This window comes from Pseudonocardia sp. ICBG601 (assembly GCF_020496245.1).
On the sequence record NZ_JAHLJA010000148.1, the window covers coordinates 2171107 to 2192419 of the forward strand.

The 21313-nt window shown below is 75.7% G+C and carries 20 protein-coding genes and 3 tRNA genes; 9 read left to right on the forward strand and 14 right to left on the reverse strand.

Going from position 1 to position 21313, the window contains the following annotated elements:
• Positions 1-16 precede the first annotated feature (16 nt).
• Together KPL57_RS39745 and KPL57_RS39750 are read right to left on the reverse strand one after the other, a co-directional pair.
• Positions 17-346, reverse strand: coding sequence for a putative quinol monooxygenase (locus KPL57_RS39745; protein ID WP_020623433.1), 330 nt, complete (start codon positions 344-346; stop codon positions 17-19).
• Positions 347-395: 49 nt separating this feature from the next.
• Entirely contained in the window at positions 396-1847 is a 1452-nt protein-coding gene (locus tag KPL57_RS39750; protein ID WP_226355615.1) for a carboxylesterase/lipase family protein, read from the reverse strand.
• A 75-nt stretch (positions 1848-1922) separates the two neighbouring features.
• On the opposite strand from KPL57_RS39750, the gene KPL57_RS39755 reads away from it, so the two are divergent.
• Positions 1923-2900 carry a YafY family protein gene (locus KPL57_RS39755; protein WP_226355616.1) on the forward strand — a complete coding sequence of 326 codons (978 nt, stop codon included), beginning with the start codon at positions 1923-1925 and terminating at the stop codon, positions 2898-2900.
• 9 nt (positions 2901-2909) lie between these two features.
• Here KPL57_RS39755 and KPL57_RS39760 read toward each other — a convergent pair whose 3' ends face one another.
• Genes KPL57_RS39760 through KPL57_RS39770 form a run of 3 tightly spaced genes read right to left on the reverse strand, consistent with a single transcriptional unit; the run spans position 2910 to position 5806 of the window.
• On the reverse strand, positions 2910-3890 hold the full coding sequence (locus tag KPL57_RS39760; protein ID WP_226355617.1) for an asparaginase: 981 nt from the start codon (positions 3888-3890) through the stop codon (positions 2910-2912).
• A gap of 32 nt (positions 3891-3922) precedes the next feature.
• A complete protein-coding gene (locus KPL57_RS39765; protein ID WP_226355618.1) occupies positions 3923-5164 on the reverse strand; it encodes an FAD-dependent oxidoreductase in 1242 nt (413 codons plus the stop codon).
• Positions 5165-5173: 9 nt separating this feature from the next.
• Positions 5174-5806: a class I SAM-dependent methyltransferase gene (locus KPL57_RS39770; RefSeq protein WP_226355619.1), complete on the reverse strand. Its 633-nt coding sequence runs from the start codon at positions 5804-5806 to the stop codon at positions 5174-5176.
• 147 nt (positions 5807-5953) lie between these two features.
• Here KPL57_RS39770 and KPL57_RS39775 point away from each other — a divergent pair, with 147 nt between their 5' ends.
• The 7 genes from KPL57_RS39775 to KPL57_RS39805 all read left to right on the forward strand — a co-directional run bounded on the left by KPL57_RS39775 (position 5954) and on the right by KPL57_RS39805 (position 11810).
• Entirely contained in the window at positions 5954-6628 is a 675-nt protein-coding gene (locus KPL57_RS39775; protein ID WP_226355620.1) for a GntR family transcriptional regulator, read from the forward strand.
• Positions 6625-7425 carry a LamB/YcsF family protein gene (locus tag KPL57_RS39780; RefSeq protein ID WP_226355621.1) on the forward strand — a complete coding sequence of 267 codons (801 nt, stop codon included), beginning with the start codon at positions 6625-6627 and terminating at the stop codon, positions 7423-7425. Before KPL57_RS39775 ends, KPL57_RS39780 begins: the two co-directional genes overlap by 4 nt.
• Positions 7422-8057, forward strand: a complete 636-nt coding sequence (locus KPL57_RS39785) for an allophanate hydrolase subunit 1 (protein ID WP_226355622.1) — start codon at positions 7422-7424, stop codon at positions 8055-8057. The genes KPL57_RS39780 and KPL57_RS39785 overlap by 4 nt, the downstream gene beginning before the upstream one ends.
• Positions 8054-8995, forward strand: a complete 942-nt coding sequence (locus KPL57_RS39790) for a biotin-dependent carboxyltransferase family protein (RefSeq protein ID WP_226355623.1) — start codon at positions 8054-8056, stop codon at positions 8993-8995. Before KPL57_RS39785 ends, KPL57_RS39790 begins: the two co-directional genes overlap by 4 nt.
• Before the next feature lie 11 nt (positions 8996-9006).
• Positions 9007-9480 carry a VOC family protein gene (locus tag KPL57_RS39795; protein WP_226355624.1) on the forward strand — a complete coding sequence of 158 codons (474 nt, stop codon included), beginning with the start codon at positions 9007-9009 and terminating at the stop codon, positions 9478-9480.
• 192 nt (positions 9481-9672) lie between these two features.
• Positions 9673-11004 carry an MFS transporter gene (locus KPL57_RS39800; RefSeq protein WP_226355625.1) on the forward strand — a complete coding sequence of 444 codons (1332 nt, stop codon included), beginning with the start codon at positions 9673-9675 and terminating at the stop codon, positions 11002-11004.
• Positions 11001-11810, forward strand: coding sequence for a D-glutamate cyclase family protein (locus tag KPL57_RS39805; protein ID WP_226355626.1), 810 nt, complete (start codon positions 11001-11003; stop codon positions 11808-11810). Before KPL57_RS39800 ends, KPL57_RS39805 begins: the two co-directional genes overlap by 4 nt.
• A gap of 16 nt (positions 11811-11826) precedes the next feature.
• On the opposite strand, the gene KPL57_RS39810 is transcribed toward KPL57_RS39805, so the two are convergent.
• The 7 genes from KPL57_RS39810 to orn form a co-directional block, all read right to left on the reverse strand.
• Positions 11827-13272 carry an MFS transporter gene (locus tag KPL57_RS39810; RefSeq protein ID WP_226355627.1) on the reverse strand — a complete coding sequence of 482 codons (1446 nt, stop codon included), beginning with the start codon at positions 13270-13272 and terminating at the stop codon, positions 11827-11829.
• A gap of 81 nt (positions 13273-13353) precedes the next feature.
• A complete protein-coding gene (locus KPL57_RS39815; protein ID WP_226355628.1) occupies positions 13354-15282 on the reverse strand; it encodes an NAD(P)/FAD-dependent oxidoreductase in 1929 nt (642 codons plus the stop codon).
• Positions 15283-15308: 26 nt separating this feature from the next.
• Complete coding sequence (locus KPL57_RS39820) at positions 15309-16091, reverse strand: SDR family NAD(P)-dependent oxidoreductase (protein ID WP_226355629.1); 783 nt, start codon at positions 16089-16091, stop codon at positions 15309-15311.
• A 100-nt stretch (positions 16092-16191) separates the two neighbouring features.
• Positions 16192-16267, reverse strand: a tRNA-Lys gene (locus KPL57_RS39825).
• Positions 16268-16290: 23 nt separating this feature from the next.
• A tRNA-Lys gene (locus KPL57_RS39830) sits at positions 16291-16363 on the reverse strand.
• Positions 16364-16444: 81 nt separating this feature from the next.
• Positions 16445-16517, reverse strand: a tRNA-His gene (locus tag KPL57_RS39835).
• Between the two features lie 64 nt (positions 16518-16581).
• A complete protein-coding gene (gene orn, locus KPL57_RS39840; RefSeq protein ID WP_208821361.1) occupies positions 16582-17214 on the reverse strand; it encodes an oligoribonuclease in 633 nt (210 codons plus the stop codon).
• A gap of 79 nt (positions 17215-17293) precedes the next feature.
• On the opposite strand from orn, the gene KPL57_RS39845 reads away from it, so the two are divergent.
• On the forward strand, positions 17294-18862 hold the full coding sequence (locus KPL57_RS39845; protein ID WP_226355630.1) for a helicase HerA-like domain-containing protein: 1569 nt from the start codon (positions 17294-17296) through the stop codon (positions 18860-18862).
• An 8-nt stretch (positions 18863-18870) separates the two neighbouring features.
• Here KPL57_RS39845 and KPL57_RS39850 read toward each other — a convergent pair whose 3' ends face one another.
• Positions 18871-20589 carry a PH domain-containing protein gene (locus KPL57_RS39850; protein WP_226355631.1) on the reverse strand — a complete coding sequence of 573 codons (1719 nt, stop codon included), beginning with the start codon at positions 20587-20589 and terminating at the stop codon, positions 18871-18873.
• 35 nt (positions 20590-20624) lie between these two features.
• Positions 20625-21173: a PH domain-containing protein gene (locus KPL57_RS39855; RefSeq protein WP_226355632.1), complete on the reverse strand. Its 549-nt coding sequence runs from the start codon at positions 21171-21173 to the stop codon at positions 20625-20627.
• Positions 21174-21313: the final 140 nt, after the last annotated feature.

Consider the following 21313-nt stretch of genomic DNA (forward strand, 5'->3'; position numbering starts at 1 on the left):
CCGGCCGGCCCGGCGCTCAGCCGGGCAGGCCGGCCAGGCCGGGCCCGCCGAGCGGGGTGACCTCGATGTAGTCCGGCGGGGCGGTGAGCAGCGCCAGCACGTCGCCCAGGCCGCTCTCGCCGATGTCGCGGCTCAGCGCCGCCTCCGACGACGCGGCGTCGGACCACATCTCGGTGACCCAGACGACGTCGGGCTCGTCGGGGGTGGCGTTCACGACGTAGGCGAGGCAGCCGGGCTGGGCGGCCATGTCGTCGGCGACGCGGAGCAGCGCGCCCGCCAGCTCGGTCCCCTGTCCCTCCAGGGCCACCATCCGCACGTACCGGCCGACCCGCTCGCTCGTGTCCACGGCGGCGACCGTAGACGGCCCCTCCCGGCGCCCCGGGGTCGGGGCGGGCTCAGCCCGCGGGCTCGTCGGCGTCGCCGGGGCCGTCGAAGCGGCGGTGCACCGGGGCGGCCGGGTCCCAGGTGGACCATCCGGGGTCCCCGGTGGCCGCGAACCGCAGCCACGTCGCGCGCATCCGCTCCGACAGCTCCGCCGACGGGTGGTGCCCGGCGAGCCCGGACGGGCCGGACGCGGAGTCCAGCGTCCCGAACACGTAGGGCAGCTCGGTCGCGTGTGCCGCGCCGAGCCGCCCGTCGCAGGCGTCGGAGCGGTGCGCGAACAGGTAGCCGAACCGGCGTCCGGTGTGCGCGTCGAGCAGCCGCCGGGTCGGTCCGGCGAACACCAGCTCGGTCATGGCGCTGGCGTAGCGCTCGCCGGGGGTGCCGCCGCCGGGCAGCGTCACCTGCGGTGCGACGGCGGCGAGCGCGCCCCGTGCCTGGTCCTCGGTGAGCGCGTCGAGCACCCCGGTCGGGACGAGGTAGAGGTTCATCTCCTCGGCGTTGCTCCCGGCGAGCAGGTCGACGCCGGCCGACGCCCCGGCGCGCAGCGCGGCGAGCGGGTCGGCGGGCAGCAGGTCGTCGCCGAGGACCGGGAGGAACCCGGCCAGGCCGAAGCCGGGGTCGCCGCCGTCGGGCTCGCGCAGGTCGCCGCGGCGGCCGGGCAGGTCCACCCGGGCCTGTGCGGCCATGACGTCGTCGACCGGGACGGACCGGAAGGCATCCGCCGTGGGCGCGACGCCGAGCTCGGCGGCCAGCACCGCGGCCAGCGGGGCCGCCCGCTCCGGCGCGGACCGGCACATCTCGGCGCCCCCGGACTGCACCACCGCGCGGCGGAACAGCCCGGCCGAGCGCGGCGAGGCCAGCAGCAGGCCGATGCTCATCGCCCCCGCCGACTCGCCGACCACGGTGACCAGGTCCGGGTCCCCGCCGAAGGCGGCCGCGTTGTCGCGCACCCACTCCAGCGCCGCCAGCTGGTCACGGAGCCCGACGTTCGTCGCGCCGCCCCCGAGCGGCAGGAACCCCTCCGCGCCGAGCCGGTAGTTCGCCGCGACCAGCACGGCGCCGCCCGCCGCGAGCACGGCCCCGTCGTAGGCGGGGGCCGAGGACTCACCCGCGACGAACGCGCCGCCGTGCAGGAACACGAGCACCGGCAGCCCGCCCGCGCCGGGGTCGGGGGTCCACACGTCGACGGTCAGGAAGTCCTCGCCGGGCCGCCGCCCGGTGCCGATCACCGGGCTCATGTCCAGGCCGCCCGCGATCACGCGCGGCGGCTGCGGGGCGTTCGGGCCGGGCGGGCCCGAGGCGTCGCGGACCCCCTCCCACACCGGGGCGGGGGCCGGGGCGGCGTAGCGCAGCGGGCCCACCGGCGGTGCCGCGTAGGGCACGGACCGGAACCGGACGACGTCGCCGGTGCGGACGCCGCGCACCGGTCCGGAGGTGGTGCCGACGATCTCCTCGGATTCCATGGTTCCGGTCTACTCCGATCCGACCGCCGCCATCCAGGACAGGATCCGACCGGAATCGGCGGCACACTGGTCGTCGTGATGGGGACATCGGCGCGGCTGCTGCGCCTGCTCGGGCTGCTGCAGGTGCCGCGCGACTGGACGGGGCCCGCCCTGGCCGAGCGCCTCGACGTCGACGTGCGCACCGTCCGCCGCGACGTCGACAAGCTCCGCACCCTCGGCTACCCGGTCCACTCCACACCCGGGGTGACCGGCGGCTACCGGCTCGGCGCCGGGGCCGCGCTGCCACCCCTGCTGCTCGACGACGACGAGGCCGTCGCCGTCGCGGTCGGGCTGCGGACCGCCGCGGGCGGGTCGGTCTCGGGCATCGAGGAGACCTCGGTCCGGGCCCTGGCCAAGCTGGAGCAGGTCCTGCCGAACCGGCTGCGCCGCCGCGTCGCCGCCCTGGGCACCGCGACGTCCACGCTCGCCGCGCGCGGCCCGACCGTCGACGCGGACGTGCTGTCCGCGCTGGCCGCCGCCTGCCGCGACCACGAGGTCCTGCGGTTCGACTACGTCGCGGGGGACGGGACGGAGACCCGCCGGGTCGCCGAGCCCGAGGGGCTCGTGCACACCGGGCGCCGCTGGTACCTCGTCGCCTGGGACACCGGCCGCGACGACCGCCGCACCTTCCGGGTGGACCGGATGCGGCCCAAGCTGCCCGCCGGGCCGCGCTTCGCCCCGCGCCCGGAACCGGAGGGCGGGCTCGCCGCGTTCGCCCAGCGCGGGATCTCCTCGGGTGCCTACCCGCACCGGGCGCGGATCGTGTTCCACGCCCCGGCGGAGCGGATCGCCGAGCACGTCACCCCGGCGTCGGGGATCGTGACCGACCTCGGCGGGGACCGCTGCGAGCTCGCGGCCGGGGCCTGGACCCTGGAGTCGCTGGCGGTGTGGCTGTGCTTCTTCGGCGTCGACTTCGAGGTGGTCGAGCCGGTCGAGCTGGTGGAGCACCTCGACGCGGTCGCCGCCCGCCTCGGGCGGGCCGCGGACCACGCGCGCGCGAACGGCGGCGGCTGACCGGGCCGCTCAGAGCAGGGCGCGGACCGCGCCCACGGGCGTGCCGTGGCCGAGCACGTCGGTGCGGGTCGCGGCGGTGAGCGCGTCGGACCCGGCGCCGAGGGACTCCAGCACGGCGCGTGCGACGACCGGCAGCGGTCGCGGCGACCCGTCCAGCACGGTGACGGCGAACGCCCGCCCGTCGGGCAGCGCGGCCGCCAGCACCCCCTCGGCACCGTCCTTGGTGACCAGGCCCGGCACCGCGCCGGCCAGCCGGGTCACCGGCCGGTCCGTGCCGCCGACCCACCACGGGTGCGCGCGGACCGCGGCCGCGACCCGCCCCTCGGGGGTGTCCGAAGCGGCCGTCGCCAGCGTCGCGAAGGCCCGGGCCAGCCCGGCCGGGGTGGTGCCGAACAGCGGCGCGCCGCAGCCGTCGACGGTGGTGACGCTGACCGGCACCCCGGTCAGCTCGGCGACGGTCTCCCGGACCAGCCGCTGCAGCGGGTGCGCGGGGTCGCGGTAGCCGGCCGTCGGCCACCCCGCGGCCACGCAGGCGGCGAGCATCGCGGCGTGCTTGCCCGAGCAGTTCTGCAGCACCGGCGACGGTCCCGTCCCCGCCGCGCGGACGGCCGCCGCGGCCGACGGCCCCAGCGGCAGGTCCGGGGTGTTGTCCAGGTCGGACTCGTCGAGCCCGGCACCGGCGAGGATGCGCCGCACGCCGTCGACGTGGCCGGGCTCGCCGGAGTGCGAGGCACTGGCCAGCGCGAGCAGCTCGCCGCCGAGGTCCAGCCCGGCCCGCAGCATCGCCACCGCCTGCACCGGCTTGAGCGCCGAGCGCGGCAGGAACGCCACGTCCGGGTCGCCGGAGCCGGTCACGGTGCCGCCGGGGTGGTGCACCGCGACGGTGCCCAGGTGCACCGACTCCACGGTGCCCTCCCGCTCGACGACGGCCAGCGGGACGGCGGCGGCCAGGACGGGCGGAACGGGTGGGACGGGGCCGGGCGTGCTCATGCGGCCGACGCTACGTCCGCCGCGGCGGGCGCTCAGGCGGGGACCGGGGCCAGACCCAGCTCCCGTGCCAGCTCCGGTGTCGGGTGCACCGGGACGGGACCGTAGGCGTTGCCCCGGGCCGAGCGCCGCCGCACGGCGGGCAGGCGCATCAGCAGCCGGACGAACGCGGGCGGGGCGATGGTGCGGCCGCGCTCGCGGGCCCGTGCGACGCCCCGCTCGATGCGGACCTGCCGGCTCTGCACGGACACGATCGCGGGCTCCCGCTCGGCCTGGACCGCGGCGAGCGTCGCGGTGCCGACCGTGCCCGCCCGCAGCGCGGGAACCAGGTGGTTCGCCGCGGCGAGCGCGTCCTGCAGGGCCATCAGGATCCCGTTGCCGCCGACGGGGGAGATGACGTGCGCGGCGTCGCCGATCAGCAGCAGGCCGGGCCGGTGCCAGGTCGGCACCCGGGAGATGTCGACCGACAGCAGTGTGGCGTCGTTCAGGTCGGTGAGCAGCCCGACCCGGTCGGCCAGCCACGGCATGAGCCCGGCGACCTCGCGGCGCACGTGCTCCACCCCGGCCTCGCGCAGCGCCGGGTAGCCGCCCTTGGGCAGCGACAGGCCGACCTGCCAGCGCTCCTCGCCGCCGAGCAGCCCGACGTAGCTGCGGGTGCCGAGGAACAGGTCGACGGCGGCGTCGGGCGGGTCGTCGTCGTGGCGGGGCAGCGCGAACCACAGCAGGTCGGTGGTGGCTCCTTGGGATTCCGCGGTCAGCCCGGCGAGGGTGCGCAGGCGGGAGAACCGGCCGTCGGCGGCGACGACCAGCCCGGCGTCGATCCGCTCCCCGGACCGCAGGGTCACCCCGCGGACGGGGTCGTCGTCGGTGCCCGCGCCGAGCAGGCCGTTCACCGCGGCGCCGGTGCGCAGCTCGAAGGTCGGCAGGGTCGCCGCCTCGGCGGCGAGGAAGTCGAGGAACCGGGCCTGCGGCATGAGCGCGACGTAGTCGTAGGGGGTGTCGAGCAGGCCGTAGTCGGTGGTGGTGACCGTCCCGCGACCGGTGCGGAAGCGGAACCGCCGGGCCGGGACGTGCGGCTGCTCCAGCAGGCGTCCGGCGAGCCCGAGCCGGTCGAACAGCTCGAGCGTCCACGGGTGCAGGGAGTCGCCGCGGAAGTCGCGGTCGAAGTCCCGGTGGCGTTCGAGCAGTGTCACCGGCAGGCCCGCCCGGGCCAGCAGGTAGGCGAGCAGCATGCCGCCGGGGCCACCGCCCGCGACGATCGTCCGTTCCGCGGTCACCCGGCCATGTTAGCTCGCCGAACGAGTGTCTCGCTCGTCGAGAGAGTTGAACTGGGGGAGCGGTCGGCGGCACAGGAAGGTGCGGGCGGGCGGCGGGTTGCGCCACTCGGTCGCGGTCTCCACGACCTCGTCGAAGTGGGTGTCGAGCAGGTCGCGCAGCACCCGCACCCGGTTCGGCAGCGCCATCCAGGTGATGATCATGCTCATCACCCCGCCCGGGACCAGCCGGCGCGCGATCGTGCCCATGACCTGCAGGCGCAGGGTCTGCGGGAACACCGCCCACGGCAGGGTCGAGACGAACGCGTCGACCTCGGTGATGCCGGCCTCGTCGAGGATCCGGTCCAGGTCGGCGACGTCGCCCTGCACGACCTCCAGCCACGGCTTGTGCCGGCGCAGGTGCGCGACCAGCTCGGAGTCGATCTCGATCGCGAGGTAGCGCGCGTGCGGTCCGAGCCGCTCACGGATCGGCTCGGCGAGCACCCCTGGTCCGGCGCCGAGCTCGACGACGACGCCGTTCGTCCCGCGCGGGACGACGGCGGCGAGCTGGCGGCACAGCCGCCGTCCGGTGAGGAACGGGGTCGCGAGCTGGTCCATCTTCGAGAACGAGCGTTTGAGGAAGACGGCGTGGTCGGGTCGGCCCATGCGGTACATCGTGGCCGTTCGCGCGGTCCCGGTCATGTCCGGGCGATCCGGGTCACCCGGCGACGGGCGTGTGTCGGTCGGTGTCGTTCCTGTAAAGCGATCGCCGAGGGGCTTCCGTACACGCTGTATCCACCGTATACAGAGCACATGGCACCGGATGACGCGCTGGTCGACGCCCTGCGTCGCGCAATCGTGGAAGGCGTGTACCCGCCCGGCCACCGGCTGGTGCAGGAGGAGCTGGCGGACCGCTACGGCGTCAGCCGCATCCCGCTGCGGGAGGCGCTGCGCACCCTGGTCGGCGAGGGCCTGCTGCGCAGCGAGGCCGGCCGCGGCACCTTCGTCACCGAGCTGGACCTGGCCGAGATCGACGAGATCTACGACCTGCGGCGCATGGTCGAGCCGAGCTTCGCCCCGCACGTCGCGGACCGGGTGTCCCGGCGCGACGTCGCGCGGTTCGACGGCATGGCCGGCGACATGGACCAGGTCGCCCGGACCGGTGCCGCCGAGTGGTCCCGCACCAACCTGGCCTTCCACCTCGACATGTACCGGCTCGCCCGGCTGCCGCTGCGCTACGAGCTGATCTCCCAGCTCTACCACCGCCTGGAGCCCTACTCCCGGTTCTACGTGCACGGCACCGGCGCCTACGACCGCGTGCAGGACGAGCACCGGGGCATGGTCCAGGCACTGGCCGACGGCGACGCCGACGAGCTCGGCCGTCTCGTGCTGGCCCACATCGACGGCGGCCAGGAGGGCCTGCACGCGGCCTGGTCGGCCGACCGCGGCGAGCTCTCCGCGTTCTGGGCGGCACGGGAGGCGAGGTGAGCACCGCGATCGCGCTCAACACCGACGTCGGCGAGAGCTTCGGCGCGTGGGTCCACGACGACCGCCCGCTGCTCGACGTCGTCGACGCGGCCAACGTCGCCTGCGGCTTCCACGCCGGCGACCCCGACGTCATGCGCCGCACCTGCGACGACTGCGCGCGCCGCGGCGTCGCGGTCGGTGCGCACGTGTCCTACCGCGACCTCGCCGGGTTCGGCCGCCGCTTCGTCGACGTCGCCCGGGACTCCCTGGTGAACGACATCGTCTACCAGATCGGTGCCCTGACGGCGTTCGCCGCGACCGCGGGGACCCGCGTCGGGTACGTGAAGGCGCACGGCGCGCTCTACCACGCCAGCGGCACGCACCCGGCCCACGCCGACGCGCTCGTCGAGGCCGTCCGGCTGGTCGACGCGGGCCTGCCGCTGGTGTGCCTGCCCGGGACCGAGGTCTGGGAGCGGGCCCGCGCGGCCGGGCTGAGCCCGCGGGCCGAGGCGTTCCTCGACCGCGGCTACACCGCCGCCGGCGGTCTGGTGCCCCGCGGGCAGCCCGGCGACCTGGTGCGCGACCCGGCCGAGGCCGCCGCCCGGGCCGTCTCGATCGCCCGCGACGGCCGGGTCACCGCCGTCGACGGGACGGTCGTGTCCGTACGCCCGGCGGGCGGCGCGGTCGCCGCGCTGTGCGTGCACGGCGACACCCCCGGCGCCGACGCCCTGGCGCGGGCCGCGCGGGCCGCGCTCACCGCCGCCGGGTTCGGCTGCGGCCCGGAGCCGCTGGCCCCCGTCACCGGGGCCCTCCGGTGACCGCGCCCGCGGTGCACCGCGCGGGCGACCGGGCGTGGATCGTGGACTGTCCCCCCGGGACCGTCCGCCAGGTCGCCGACGGCGCCGCGGCCGACGGGTGGGACGCCTGGGTGACCGACGTCGTCCCGGCCGCGTGCACCGTGCTGGTCGTCGCCCGCCCCGGTGCCCGGATGGCGGCGCTGCGCCGCCACCTGCGCGCCCTCGCCGGGAGCACCCCGCGGGGCCGGGGGACACCCGTCCCGGGGCCCCGCACGGTCGAGGTCCCCGTCCGCTACGACGGCCCCGACCTGCCCGCCGTCGCCGAGCGGCTCGGGACGACCCCGGAGCTCGTCGCCCGGCGGCACGCCGCCGCCGAGCACCACGTCGGCTTCTTCGGGTTCGCGCCGGGCTTCGCCTATCTCGACGGGCTCCCCGACGCGCTGCGCCTGCCGCGGCTGTCCACGCCCCGGCCCCGGGTCGCAGCCGGGGTGGTCGCGATCGCCGGGAACCAGACCGTCGTCTACCCGGGTGGGACGCCCGGTGGCTGGCACCGGATCGGCACCACCACGGCCGTCCTCTGGGACGTCGACGCGACCCCGCCCAACCGGCTGGCGCTCGGCGACCGCGTCCGGTTCGTGGAGGTGCCCGCATGACCACGCTGCTCGACCCGCCCGCCCGCGCCGCGCGACCCGCCGGCCCGTCCGCCGTCGGGGCCCGGCTGCGGGTGCTCGAGGTCCGGCCGGGCTGCAGCGTGCAGGACCCCGGCCGGCCCGGGCTCGCCCACCTCGGGGTCACGGCCTCCGGGCCGGTCGACCGGGCCGCGTTCGCCACCGCGAACCGGCTCGTCGGGAACCCGCCGGAGGAGGCGGCCATCGAGGTCACCCTGGGCGGCCTGGCGGTCGTGCTGGACACGCCGCGCTGGGTCGCGGTCACCGGCGCCCCGGTCCCGGTCACCCTCGACGGCCGGCCGGTCGCCGACCCCCGGTGCCTGCGGGTCCCGGCCGGTGCCGAGCTGCGGCTCGGTACCCCGCGACACGGTCTGCGCAGCTACCTCGCCGTCGGCGGCGGGGTGCGCCCCGCACCGGTGCTCGGCTCGCGGGCCCGGGACTCGCTGACCGGCCTCGGCCCGCCCGTCGTCGGCCCCGGGGCCGACCTGCCGCTCGGCCCGGCGCCGGGCGAGCCGCCCGCCGTCCCCGTCGAGCTGGTCGCGCCCCGGCTCCCCGGCCCCGGCACCCGGGTCCGGTTCCACTGGGGCCCTCGCGACGCGGTCCTCGGCCCGGCGGACCGGTCCCTGCTCCGGCGCGCCGCGTGGCGGGTCTCCGGGCACTGCGACCGGGTCGGCATCCGGCTCACCGGCGCCACCCTCGCGGTCGGCGACCGCTCGCTGCCCAGCGAGGGTGTGCCGCTCGGCGCCATCCAGGTCCCGCCCTCGGGCGAGCCCATCCTGTTCCTCGCCGACCACCCCGTGACCGGCGGCTACCCGGTGGTCGGCGTCGTCGCCGACGCCGACATCGACCTCCTCGGCCAGCTCCGGCCCGGGGACCCCCTGCGTCTGGACGCCATCGTGTCCGGGCGCGACACCGAAGGATGAGAGGTACCCCTGTGTCCGCACCGACCACGGAAACCCCCGCGATCGTCACGTCCGTCCGCCCGCCGTTCCACCTGGCGATCCCGGTGGACGACATCGAGGCGGCCCGGGAGTTCTACGGCACGCTGCTCGGCTTCGGCCGCGGCCGTTCCGCCGAGCGCTGGACGGACTGGAACGTCGCCGGGCACCAGGTCGTCACCCACCAGGTCGGCGAGCCGTCGGACACCCCGCGCGCCGGTGTGGCCGGGACCAACCCCGTCGACGGCCACGACGTGCCGGTCCCGCACTTCGGCCTGGTCCTGAGCGTCCCGGAGTTCCGCGCGCTGGCCGAGCGGCTCACCGCCGCGGGCACCGACTTCGTCATCGAGCCCTACGTGCGGTTCGAGGGCGAGCCGGGGGAGCAGTGGACGATGTTCTTCCTCGACCCCGCGGGCAACGCGCTGGAGTTCAAGGCCTTCGCCGACCTGGAGCAGCTCTTCGCCGTCTGACGGCGGGGAGGTCCCCGTACGGTCGCGGCCCGTCCCCCGGACGGTCCGCGGCCGGGTCATCGGCGGGATGCCGCCCACCGATGACCCGCTGTGCCGCCGGTGTCGCCGTCTCGCGCGCGCCGGGTTCGTCCGCCCACCACACCGCGATCACGCCTGCCCGCTCCCGCGGGCGTTCCTCACCGGGAGACCACCATGACCCTATCAAGCGACGCCCCCACCGGGCGGTCCGGCGGAACGGCGCCCGTCGCCCCGCCGAGCCCGGCCCGGTCCCGCCGCGCGGCGCTCGCCGCCGCGTCCGGGACCGCCGTCGAGTACTACGAGTTCGGGGTCTACGGCTACCTCGCCGTCGTCATCGGGCCGCTGTTCTTCCCCAGCGCCGACCCGGTCGCGTCCCTGCTGTCGACGCTGGCGGTGTTCGGCAGCGCGTTCCTGATGCGCCCGCTCGGCGGCATCGTCCTCGGCCGGCTCGGGGACCGCCTCGGCCGCAAGCCCGTCCTGGTGTTCACGATCACCGGGATGGGCACCGCGACGGCGCTGGTCGGGCTCCTGCCGACCGCGGCCACCGCGGGTCTGCTCGCCCCGGCGCTGCTGGTCCTCGCCCGGCTCGCGCAGGGCTTCTTCGCCGGTGGCGAGGTGACCGGGTCGGCCACCTACCTCGCGGAGTCCTCCCCGGCCGGCCGTCGCGGCTTCTTCGGGTCCTTCACCCCGGTCGGGGTCGCGCTCGGTGGCGGCACCGCCGCGCTGGTCGCCGGCATCACCTCGACCGTCCTCACCACCGAGCAGCTGTCGGCGTTCGGCTGGCGGATCCCGTTCCTGCTCGCGCTGCCGCTGGTCGTGCTGACGCTCATCGCCCGGCACCGGCTGGAGGACTCCGAGGAGTTCGAGCAGAGCCGCGCCTCCGGTGAGCTGCCCAAGGCCCCGGTGCGGGAGGTGTTCACCCACCACCGCCGCGCGCTGGTGACCGTGCTGCTGCTGGCCACCGGGTCGAACGCCGGCTACTGGATCGGCCTGATCTTCATGAACATCTACCTCACCTCGGAGCTGGGCTACCCGAAGTCGAGCACGTTCTGGCTGATGGCCGCGATCGGGCTGTTCGTGGCCTGCCTGATGCCGATCGCCGGCGCGCTGTCCGACCGCTACGGCCGCAAGAAGCTCATCGTCGTCGGCTTCCTCGGCTACTCGGTGCTCGTCCTGCCGACGATGGCGCTGATGGGCACCGGCGACTTCACCCTCGCCGTCGTCGGCATGTTCCTGCTGGCCCTGCCCATGCCGGTCGTCCAGGCCGTCACCTACCCGACCTACGCCGAGCAGTTCCCGACCCGGGTCCGCTACACCGGCCTGTCCCTGGCCTTCAACGGCGGGACGATCATCGGCGGCGGTCTCACGCCGTTCCTCGCGACCTGGCTCACGTCGGTCACCGGCGACCCCCTCGCTCCGGGCTACCTGCTGATGGTCGCGACGGTCGTCGCGCTGCTGACCCTGCTCACCGTCCGCGAGACCGCCCGCCGGGAGCTGGCCCGGTGACCGCCGCGACGACGGCGCCCACCACCCCGGCCGAGCTGCGGGCACTGGCCGCCGCCGGGCGCTGGACCGGGCCCACCGCGGGCCTGTTCGGCGGGTACCAGCAGGCCAACCTGGTGGTCGTCCCGCAGGCGGCGGCGTACGACTTCCTGCTGTTCTGCGTGCGGAACCCGACGCCGTGCCCGCTGCTCGGCGTCGGCGACACCGGCGACCCGGTCGTCACCGTCGGGGACACCCGGGTCGACGTCCGCACCGACTTCCCGCGCTACCGGACCTGGCACCACGGCGTCGACGACGGCGGGCCGACCGACCTGCGCGACCGGTGGCGTGAGGACTCGGTGGCGTTCCTGCTCGGGTGCAGCCACACCTTCGAGGAGCCCCTGGAGCGGGCCGGTGTCCCGGTGCGGCGCAACCCGGAGTCCGCGGCGCCCGCGGTCTACGTCACGACGCGGCCCACCGTCCCCGCGGGCCGCGTCCACGGGCCGCTCGTGGTGAGCATGCGCGCGGTGCCCGCCGCACTGGTCGACCGGGCCCGGGAGGTCACGGCGCGCTACCCGACCGGGCACGGTGCGCCCGTGCACGTCGGCGACCCCGCCGCGCTGGGCATCGCCGACCTCGCGGCACCGGACTTCGGCCCGGCGCCGGTGGTCGAGGACGGCGACGTCCCGGTCTTCTGGGGCTGCGGCGTCACCCCGCAGCTGGCGCTGCCCGGCAGCGGCGCCGAGTACGTGTTCACCCACGCGGCCGGGCACATGGTGGTGCTGGACCACTCGGTCGACGCGGCCGCGACCGCCGGCCCGCGGGGGTGACGCCGCCGTCCCCCGCTCAGGACGCGCGGGCGGGGGACGGGGCCGCGGGGAACAGCGCCGCGACCCGTGCCGCCGAGGCACGGGCCCGCGCCGTCGTCCCCAGCACGCCGAGCACCACGACCGCCACGGTCAGCGGCGTCACGACCGCCCACGCCGTCGCGACCCCGGCGGCGGTGCTCGCCGCGGTGGCGACCACGGTCCCGCTGACCGCGACGCCGAACGACTGCCCGGCCTGCCTGCTCGTCGAGGCCACCGCGGCGGCGACCCCGGCCCGCTCCGGCGGCATCCCGTTCACCGCGGTGTTCGTGATCGGCGGGTTGAGCAGGGCGAACCCGCAGCCGAACACCCCGTGCGCGAGCAGGATCAGCCACAGCGGCGTCGTCGGGGAGAGCTGGGAGAAGGTGAGCGCGACCAGCACCATCGCGCTGCCGCCCAGCACCAGCGGCAGGCGTGCCCCGCGGGCGGCGACCATCCGCCCGGACAGCGGCGCGACCACCGTGGTGGCGACGGCGGCCGGCAGCAGGGTCAGCCCGGCCTGCAGCGCACCGAGCCCGCGGACGTCCTGCAGGTAGAGCGCGGACAGGAACAGCAGCGAGCCGAACGCGGCGAACGCGCAGACCGCGATCACCGTCGCCGAGGTGAACGGGGCGCTCCGGAAGAACCGCAGCTCCACCAGCGGTTCGGGGTGGCGCCGCTCCCAGACGACCAGACAGACCAGCGCGACGACGGCCAGCGCCGCCAGCCCGAGCACCCCCGCCGACGACCAGCCCAGCCGCGGGCCCTCGATCACCGCCGCCACCGTCGACCCGAGCAGCGCCACCACGAGGAGCTGCCCCACCGGGTCGGCCCGCCGCGGACGGGCGGCCCGCGACTCCGGGACGAGCCGGGCCGTCAGGACCCAGGCCGCCAGCACGACGGGGATGTTCACCCAGAAGATCGCCCGCCAGCCGACGGTGTCCACGAGCAGCCCGCCGAGCACCGGGCCGACGCCCAGCGAGATGCCGACCATCGCGCCCCACACGCCGATCGCGCGGGCCCGCTCCCGGACGTCGGTGAAGACGTTGGTGATGATCGACATCGCGACCGGGTTGAGCATCGCGCCGCCGAGGGCCTGCACCACCCGCGCCCCGATCAGCCAGCCGACCGTCGGGGCCAGGCTGCACAGCAGCGACCCGATCCCGAACAGGACGAGCCCGGTCTGGAAGATGCGGCGGCGCCCGACCCGGTCGGCCGTCGCACCGGCCAGCATCAGGAAGCAGGCCAGGACGACGGTGTAGGCGTCGACGGTCCACTGCAGCTCGGTGATCGAGGCGTGCAGGTCCGCGACGAGCGCGGGCAGCGCCACGTTGATGATCGTGACGTCCATGGAGACGACGAGGATGCTCGTGCACAGCACGGCCAGGATCAGCAGCCGGTGCCGGCGTCCGGCGGGCCCGGCAGGTACGACGACGTCGTTCCCCACGGCATCTCCTTGTCCGGAGCTAACGAACCGGGGTCGACGATAGACCGCCCCGCGGCGCCCGGCCCGCGACGGCGACCGGTCTCACCCCGCCGCGGGGTCCGGCTCCGCCGGGGTGAGGTGGAAGTCGGCGAGGTCGGGTGTCCGCGTCCGCGCCCAGAAGTCGACGCCGCGGAACGGGCTCAGCGCGACCACCCGGCCCGCCCGGTTGCGGAACCAGTTGGTGGTGCCGGGATGGGTCCAGACGAGGCCCTCGTGCGCGGCGTCGATCTCGGCGTTGTAGGCGGCGGTCATGTCCTCCCGCACCTCCAGCGCCGCGATCCCGTCCTCGACCATCCGGACCAGCAGCTGGGCGATGTAGGCGACCGAGCACTCGGTGACGTGGATCGTGCTGCCGCCGTGGCCGAGGAAGGTGTTGGGCCCGCCGACGAGGAAGAGGTTCGGGAAGTCCGGCACCGTCGTCCCGAGGTGGGCGCGGGCGTCGTCGTCGCCCCAGTGGTCGCGCAGGGTCGCCCCGGACCGGCCCCGGACGCGCATCGAGGCCAGCATGGCGCTGGTCCGGAAGCCGGTGGCCAGGACGACGACGTCGGCCTCGTGCCGCCCGCCGTCCGCGGTGTGGACGTGGTGGGCGTCGAAGCCGGTCACCGCGTCGGTGACGAGCTCGACGTCGTCGCGCAGGAGGGTGCGGAACCAGCCGTTGTCCATCAGGATCCGCTTGCCGTACGGCGGGTAGTCCGGCAGGACCTTGTCCCGCAGGTCCGTGCGGTCGCCGAGCTCCGCCTCGAGGTGCCGGGTGAAGAAGGCCCGGTGCCGGTCGTTGGCGGCGTTGACCGACCGCTCGGGGTGCTCCCACCCCGGGTCCCGGTGCAGGGTGGCGAGCAGCTTGTCCTGGAACTGCCAGACCAGCCGGATCCGGTAGAAGGCGCCGTAGTAGGGGACCTGCTCCAGCAGCAGCCGGGCGCCCTCGGGCACCTCGCGGCGGTAGTTGGGGTTCGGGGCGACCCACTGCGGCGTGCGCTGGAAGACCAGCACCCGGCCCGCGGCGTCGGCGATCGCCGGGACGATCTGCTGCGAGGTCGCCCCGGTCCCGATGACCGCGACCCGCCTGCCGGTGAGGTCGAGCGCGTGGTCCCAGCGGGAGGAGTGGAACAGCGGGCCCGCGAAGGTGTCCGCCCCGGGCAGGTCCGGGACCGACGGCTCGGTGAGCACGCCGACGCAGCTGATGACCGCGGTGACCCGCATGCGGTCGGTCGTGCCGTCCGGTCCGCGCAGCGTGACGTCCCACCGGGCGGCCGCCTCGTCCCACTCCGCGTCGGTGACCGTGGTGTGGAACCGGACCGTCGGGCGGATCCCGAGCTCGTCGGCGGCGTGCCGGAAGTAGCCGAGGATCTCGGGCTGCTTCGCGTAGTACCGCGTCCAGCCGGGCCGGGGCAGGAACGAGTAGCTGTAGAGGTGGGTCGGGGTGTCGACCCCGGCGCCGGGGTAGTCGTTCTGCGCCCAGACCCCGCCGACGTCGCCGCCCCGCTCGACGACGGTGTGGGGGATGCCGAGCTCCCGCAGCGTCGCGGCCGTCGCCACCCCGGACGGCCCCGCCCCGACCACCAGCACGTGCATCCGGTCCGCCGCCGCCGGGCGTCCCGCGGTCCAGCGGACCTCCGGGCGCGGGTGGAAGCCGGCCTCCGCGGCCATGCCCGGGCCGTACTCGGGCGGGACGGTCTCGCCCAGGGAGACGCTCAGCAGCCCGGTGATCGCGGAGTCCGGCGGTGGCTCCGGCAGTGCGCGCCGGCCGTCGCGCCACTCGGTCAGCACCGTGAACGCGGCCTCCCGGATCCGGTCGCGGACCTCCGGGGGGAACCCGCCGTCGTCGTTGTCGTCGAGGCCCTTGGTCCGGCTCGGCCGGTACGGGTCGGCCAGCCAGCGCGGGTCGCCGGTGAAGCGCTCCAGCACGAGCAGCAGCGTCGGGAGGTTCGCCGACTCCAGCGCGGTCCGGAGCTCGTCGTCGCCGGCCGTCATCGTGACGGTCCGCGGGGTCGCCCGGATCACACGCTGTACCCGCCGTCGACGTACAGGGTCTGGCCGGTGACCCAGCCCGCCCGGGCCGAGAGCAGGAACGCCACGGCGTGCGCGACGTCCTCGGCCGTCCCGAGCCGCGGCAGCGCGATGTTCGAGCGGGCGATCTCCAGGGCGCGCTCGGTGTAGTCGCCGCGCTCGTTCAGGTCGTGCCACATCCCGGCCTCGATCAGGCCCGGCCCGACGCAGTTCGCCCGCACCCCGTAGCGCCCCTCCTCGGCGGCGATCCCGCGCACGATCGCCTCGACGGCCGCCTTGGGGGCGGAGGAGAGCAGGTCGCGTTTCGGGTAGCGGACGACCGCAGGCGTCGACACGGCGACGATCGCGCCCGAGGTCTCCCGCAGCGCCGCGAGCGACGCCTGCAGCAGCGTGTAGCAGGCGAGGGTGTCGTCGTGGAGCTGGTCGCGCATCCGCTCCGGGGAGGTGTTCGCGACGTAGTCCATGTGGATGTGCGGGCCCGCCGCGTAGACGACGCCCGCCAGCCCGTGCTCCCGGGCGAGGGTGTCGACCAGCGCGCCGGTCGCCCCGGCGTCGCGCAGGTCGAGCGCCTCGGTCCGGACGCGCGCGCCGCGCGCGGCCACGGCCGCCGCCGTCTCCTCGGCGCGGCCGGCGTTCGCTCGGTAGGTGAGGGCGACGTCCCAGCCGTCGTCGGCGAGCGCGGTGCAGACGGCGGCGCCGATCCCACCGGACCCTCCGGCGACGAGGACCCACGGGCGGGGGCCGGGGGAGGGCGGGGGTGCGGGGTCGGTCACGCGGCGAGCATAACGACCGTTTCTAAGCCTCGCTAGAAAACCGTGGACCGTGCCCCACGACGACGACGGCCGCCCTCCGTGTGGAGGGCGGCCGTCGTGATGGTGCGCCGTCAGGGACTTGAACCCCGAACCCGCTGGTTAAGAGCCAGCTGCTCTGCCAATTGAGCTAACGGCGCATGTGTTCAGTTGTGGTACTGCGTGCGCCGTCAGGGACTCGAACCCCGAACCCGCTGGTTAAGAGCCAGCTGCTCTGCCAATTGAGCTAACGGCGCGTGTGGAGTTGTCGTGCCTCGCCCACGCACGGAGGATCGATCCCGGACGTGCGGTGGGATCGATCGCCGAGGCGGCGACCGGGTGAGTGACGGGACTTGAACCCGCGGCCCCCTGGACCACAACCAGGTGCTCTACCAACTGAGCTACACCCACCATGCGTTCTCCCGGGCACTCCCGGAAGCGCTGGACTACTGTAGCCCGCCCGCTCCGGGGGGTGTCAGGCGGGGGTCGTACCGCCCTCCGGGGGTGCCGCGACGTGCGCGACCGCGGCCGCCGCGGCCTGCGCCTGCTCGGTCGTCGGACCGGGCGGGGCCACGAACAGCGCCTGCCGGTAGTAGGCCAGCTCGCGGATCGACTCGCGGATGTCGGCGAGCGCGCGGTGCGCGAGGCCCTTCTCCGGCTTCGCGTAGAACACCCGCGGGAACCAGCGCCGCGCCAGCTCCTTCACCGAGCTGACGTCGATCATCCGGTAGTGCAGGTACCCGTCGAGCTCGGTCATGTCCCGGGCGATGAAGCCGCGGTCGGTCGCGATCGAGTTGCCCGCCAGCGGCGCGGAGCGGGCGTCCGGGACGTGGGTGCGGACGTAGTCGAGCACCATCTTCTCGGCCTGCTCGATCGTGACCGTCGCGCGCCGGACCTCCTCGGTCAGCCCGGACCGGGCGTGCATGTCGCGCACGACGTCGGGCATCGCGTCGAGCTTCGCGTCGTCACAGGCGATCACCACGTCGACGCCCTCGCCGAGGATGTTGAGGTCGCCGTCGGTGACCAGTGCCGCGATCTCGATCAGGGCGTCGGAGCCCAGATCCAGCCCGGTCATCTCGCAGTCGATCCACACCAGCCGATCGGTCATCGCCACAGCCTAGGTGACATCGGTGCGACGGGTGCGAGCCTCGCCCGTCACCGTCGGGGGAGTGCCCTAGGCTCGCGCCGTGGCTGACGACACACCTGCTCGCACCATCGCCGCCGGATACGCCACCGACGGGGCCGCGCTGGAGCTCGGCACCGTCCTGGTCGACGGGGTGTGCGACCCGCAGGCACGGGTCCGGATCCCGCTCGCGACGCTGAACCGGCACGGCCTGGTGGCCGGGGCGACCGGCACCGGCAAGACCAAGACCCTGCAGGCACTGGCCGGGCAGCTGTCCGACGCCGGGGTCCCGGTCCTGCTCGCCGACGTCAAGGGCGACCTGTCCGGCATGGCCCGTGCGGGCGAGCCGGACGACAAGGTCACCGCCCGCGCGACCGACACCGGCGACGACTGGGTCCCGACCGCGTACCCGGTGCAGTTCCTGTCGCTGGGCGACGGCGGCGTCGCCGTCCCGGTGCGGGCGACGCTGACCCAGTTCGGCCCGATCCTGCTGGCGAAGGTGCTCGGCCTCAACGCCACCCAGGAGTCCACCCTCGGCCTGATCTTCCACTGGGCCGACCAGCGCGGGCTGCCGCTGCTCGACACCAAGGACCTGCGCGCGGTCATCCAGCACCTCACCTCCGACCAGGGCAAGGCCGACCTCAAGGGCATCGGCGGGGTCTCCCCGGCGACGGCCGGGGTCATCCTGCGCGCGCTGGTCAACCTGGAGGCCCAGGGCGGCGAGGAGTTCTTCGGCGAGCCCGAGTTCGACCCCGCGGACCTGATGCGTCAGATCGACGGGAAGGGCGTCGTCACCCTGCTGGAGCTGGCCGAACGCGCCGCGAACCCGGTGCTGTTCTCCACGTTCCTGATGTGGCTGCTCGCCGAGCTGTACGAGGAGCTGCCCGAGGCGGGCGACCTCGACCGGCCCAAGCTGGTGTTCTTCTTCGACGAGGCGCACCTGCTGTTCACCGACGCCTCCAAGGCGTTCCTCGACCGCATCGAGCAGACCGTCAAGCTCATCCGGTCCAAGGGCGTCGGCGTGTTCTTCTGCACCCAGCTGCCCACCGACGTGCCGAACGAGGTGCTGTCCCAGCTGGGCGCGCGGATCCAGCACGCGCTGCGGGCCTTCACCCCGGACGACCAGAAGGCGCTGTCGCGCACGGTGCGGACCTACCCGAAGTCCGACGTCTACGACCTGGAGTCGGCGCTGACCTCGCTGGGCACCGGTGAGGCGGTCGTCACGGTGCTGTCCGAGCGCGGCGCGCCCACCCCGGTCGCCTGGACCCGGCTGCGGGCCCCGCGCTCGCTGATGGCCGCCCTGCCGGTCGACGACGTCCGCGCCGACGCCGCCGCCTCACCGCTGCAGGCGAAGTACGGACAGATGGTGGACCGCGAGTCCGCCTACGAGAAGCTCACTGCGAGCATCGCGGCCGGGCCGGGCGGCGAGGCGACGCCGGTCGAGGCGCCCCCGGCACCCGCCCCGGAGCCGGGCCAGGCCCCGCCGCCCCCGCCTCCGCCGCAGGACTCGCCGGGCGGCGGGTTCCTCTCCAAGATCGGGGACTTCCTGCAGTCGCCGACCGGCCGCCAGCTCACGAACACGGTGACCCGCGAGATCACCCGCAGCCTGTTCGGGACCCGCCGGCGTCGCTGACCCCCGGGTCAGGCCCGGAACGGGGCGACCGCGTCCGGGGTCACCGCGGCCATCAGCGCGACGGCGTCGGCGGGGTTCAGGTCCAGCACCTGCACCGCGCCGCCGCCCGCGGCGGTGGTCGCCTCCAGCGTCAGCACCCCGGCGCGGCGCTGGAACAGGCTCTGCCGCACCCGCCAGCCGATGACGCCGTCGCGGCGCAGCGCGGTCGTGGTGCGCAGCAGCGACCCGTGCCGGGCGACGAGGTAGCGCTCGTCGAGCCGGTGGCCCAGGGCGCGGTAACGGTCCAGCGCGAGCGGCACGGCCAGCATCACCAGTGCCACACCCACCACGACCGGCCACACCGCGGCGTCGAACCAGGCGAGCACCCCGAGCACCGCGGCGGGGACGAGCGCCGGACCGACCGCGCGGACCAGCCGCCGGGTCCGGGCCCGCGCCGGGTGCGCCCGCAGCGGGCCGTCGGTGACCGGGCCGGTCGCGCGTGCGGCCGTCGCGGCGACGGCGTGGGCGTGCGCGCGGCGCACCGGCGGGCCGAGGGCGCCGCCGCCGGAGTCCTTGTCCTCCCCGGCCAGCCCGACGGTCAGCGCCCCGGCCTGGGCGCCGCCGCCCAGGGCCCGCACCAGCAGCGGCTCGGACACCGTCACCCCGCGCAGCCGCTGCTCGGACACCGACAGCGACCGCTTGGTCAGCAGGCCGCGTCGCACCCGCAGCGTGCCGTCGGGCTCGCGGCTGAGCCGGTAGTCCCACCAGCGCTCCACGAACAGCACGATGCTGCCGGCGACCATGACCAGCAGCAGGAGCCCGACCGCGACGAGCACCGTCGCCCAGACCGGTGCGGCCGACAGCTCCCCGGCGACGGCGTCCGCGCCGGGCAGCGAGCGCGGGTCGAGGCCGGTCTCGTTCAGCAGGTTCCAGCCGGCGCCGGCCAGCGCGCCGATCGCGGCCAGCGAGCTGACCGTCAGCGGGGCGTAGCGCAGCGAGGACCAGTCGATCCGGTCGAGCCGCTCGCCCCCGGGTTCGGCGGGATCCGACGGACCGACCGGAACGCGTGCGTCCCCGTCGGTTCCGTTCTCGGCTGTCTCGTTCTCGGGGGTCCCGTTATCGGCTCCGGCCCGTCCGTGTGCCGGGCCGGGACGGGCGAGCAGCTCGCGGCGCAGCCGTTCGGCCTCGTCGGTGGTGACGGCGTCGAGGTCCAGGCCGGAGTCCCGGCCGCCCTGTCCGGAGCCGACCTTCACCACCGAGACCCCGACCATCCGGTGCAGCAACGGAGTCGTCAGGTCGACGGTGCGGATCCGGTCCCGTGGTACCGAGCGGCGCTGTCGGTTCAGCAGTCCGCTGTGGAGCTCGACGCGTTCGTCGGTGATCCGGTACCGGGTCGTGCGCCAGCGGACGACGCCCGCCGCGACGGCGAGCACGACGGCCGCACCCGCGATCCACACCTGGGCACGGTGTCCGCTGCCCGCACCGAACAGGACGAGCACGACCAGGGCGGGCGCGAGCCTCAGCAGCGCGGTGCCCGGCGCGACGAGCAGCATCCGGCCCGGCAGCCGCCGCCAGGGGGACTCGGAGAACCCGCCGGATCCGGGGTCGGCCCCGGCGACGGGGTGGTCGGGCGCGGGCGCGGGCTCGCTGCGGTACCGGTCGGCGGGGTGGTCGTGCGCCGGCGGGGGGCCGCCGCGGTACCGGTCGGCAGGCTCGTCCCGGTGCCCGGTGTGGCCGGGTTCGCTCACGTCGCGTCCCCGGTGCCCGGTGTGGCCGGGTCCGCTCACGTCGCGTCCCCGGCGTACCGGCCGGTGGTCTCGGTGAGCCGGCGGGCCAGCTCGCTCGCCACCTCGGCGTCGAGCCCGGCGATCCGGACCGGTCCACGCGCCGACGCCGTCGTGACCGTGACCGTGGCCAGGCGCAGCGCCTGCTGCAGCGGGCCGTGCTCGGTGTCGACGGTCTGCACCCGCGGGATCGGCGCGATCCGCCACTCGCGCACCAGCCAGCCCGAGCGGTGGTAGACGGCGTCGTCGGTCACCTCCCAGCGGTGCAGCCGGTAGCGCAGCGACGGCACGACGAGCGTCCCGACCAGCAGCCACAGCACCGTGAGCCCCGCCGCGACGGCGAGCAGCGGGTGCCACGGGCGGGCCGGCAGCAGGTAGGCGCCGACACCCTGCGCGACCAGCAGCAGGACCGGCAGCGGGAGCGCGGACAGCCGCCACCACCAGATCGCGCGCGGGTCGACCCGGTTCGCGGGCGGGCGCAGCGGCAGCGGCAGCGCTGCCCCGGTGGGGCCGGGTTCGCCGGTCGTGCGGGGGCCGGTGGCGGTCATGACCCCACTCTGCCGAACGGTCGTGCGCGCAGCACCCGAGCACGCCGGGCGATGCGCGACCGTGGCCGGAGGAGAGACCGAGCTACCCCGCCGAGTGGCACGTCAGGTACCTCGGCAGGAGGGTGCCGGGTACCTGACGT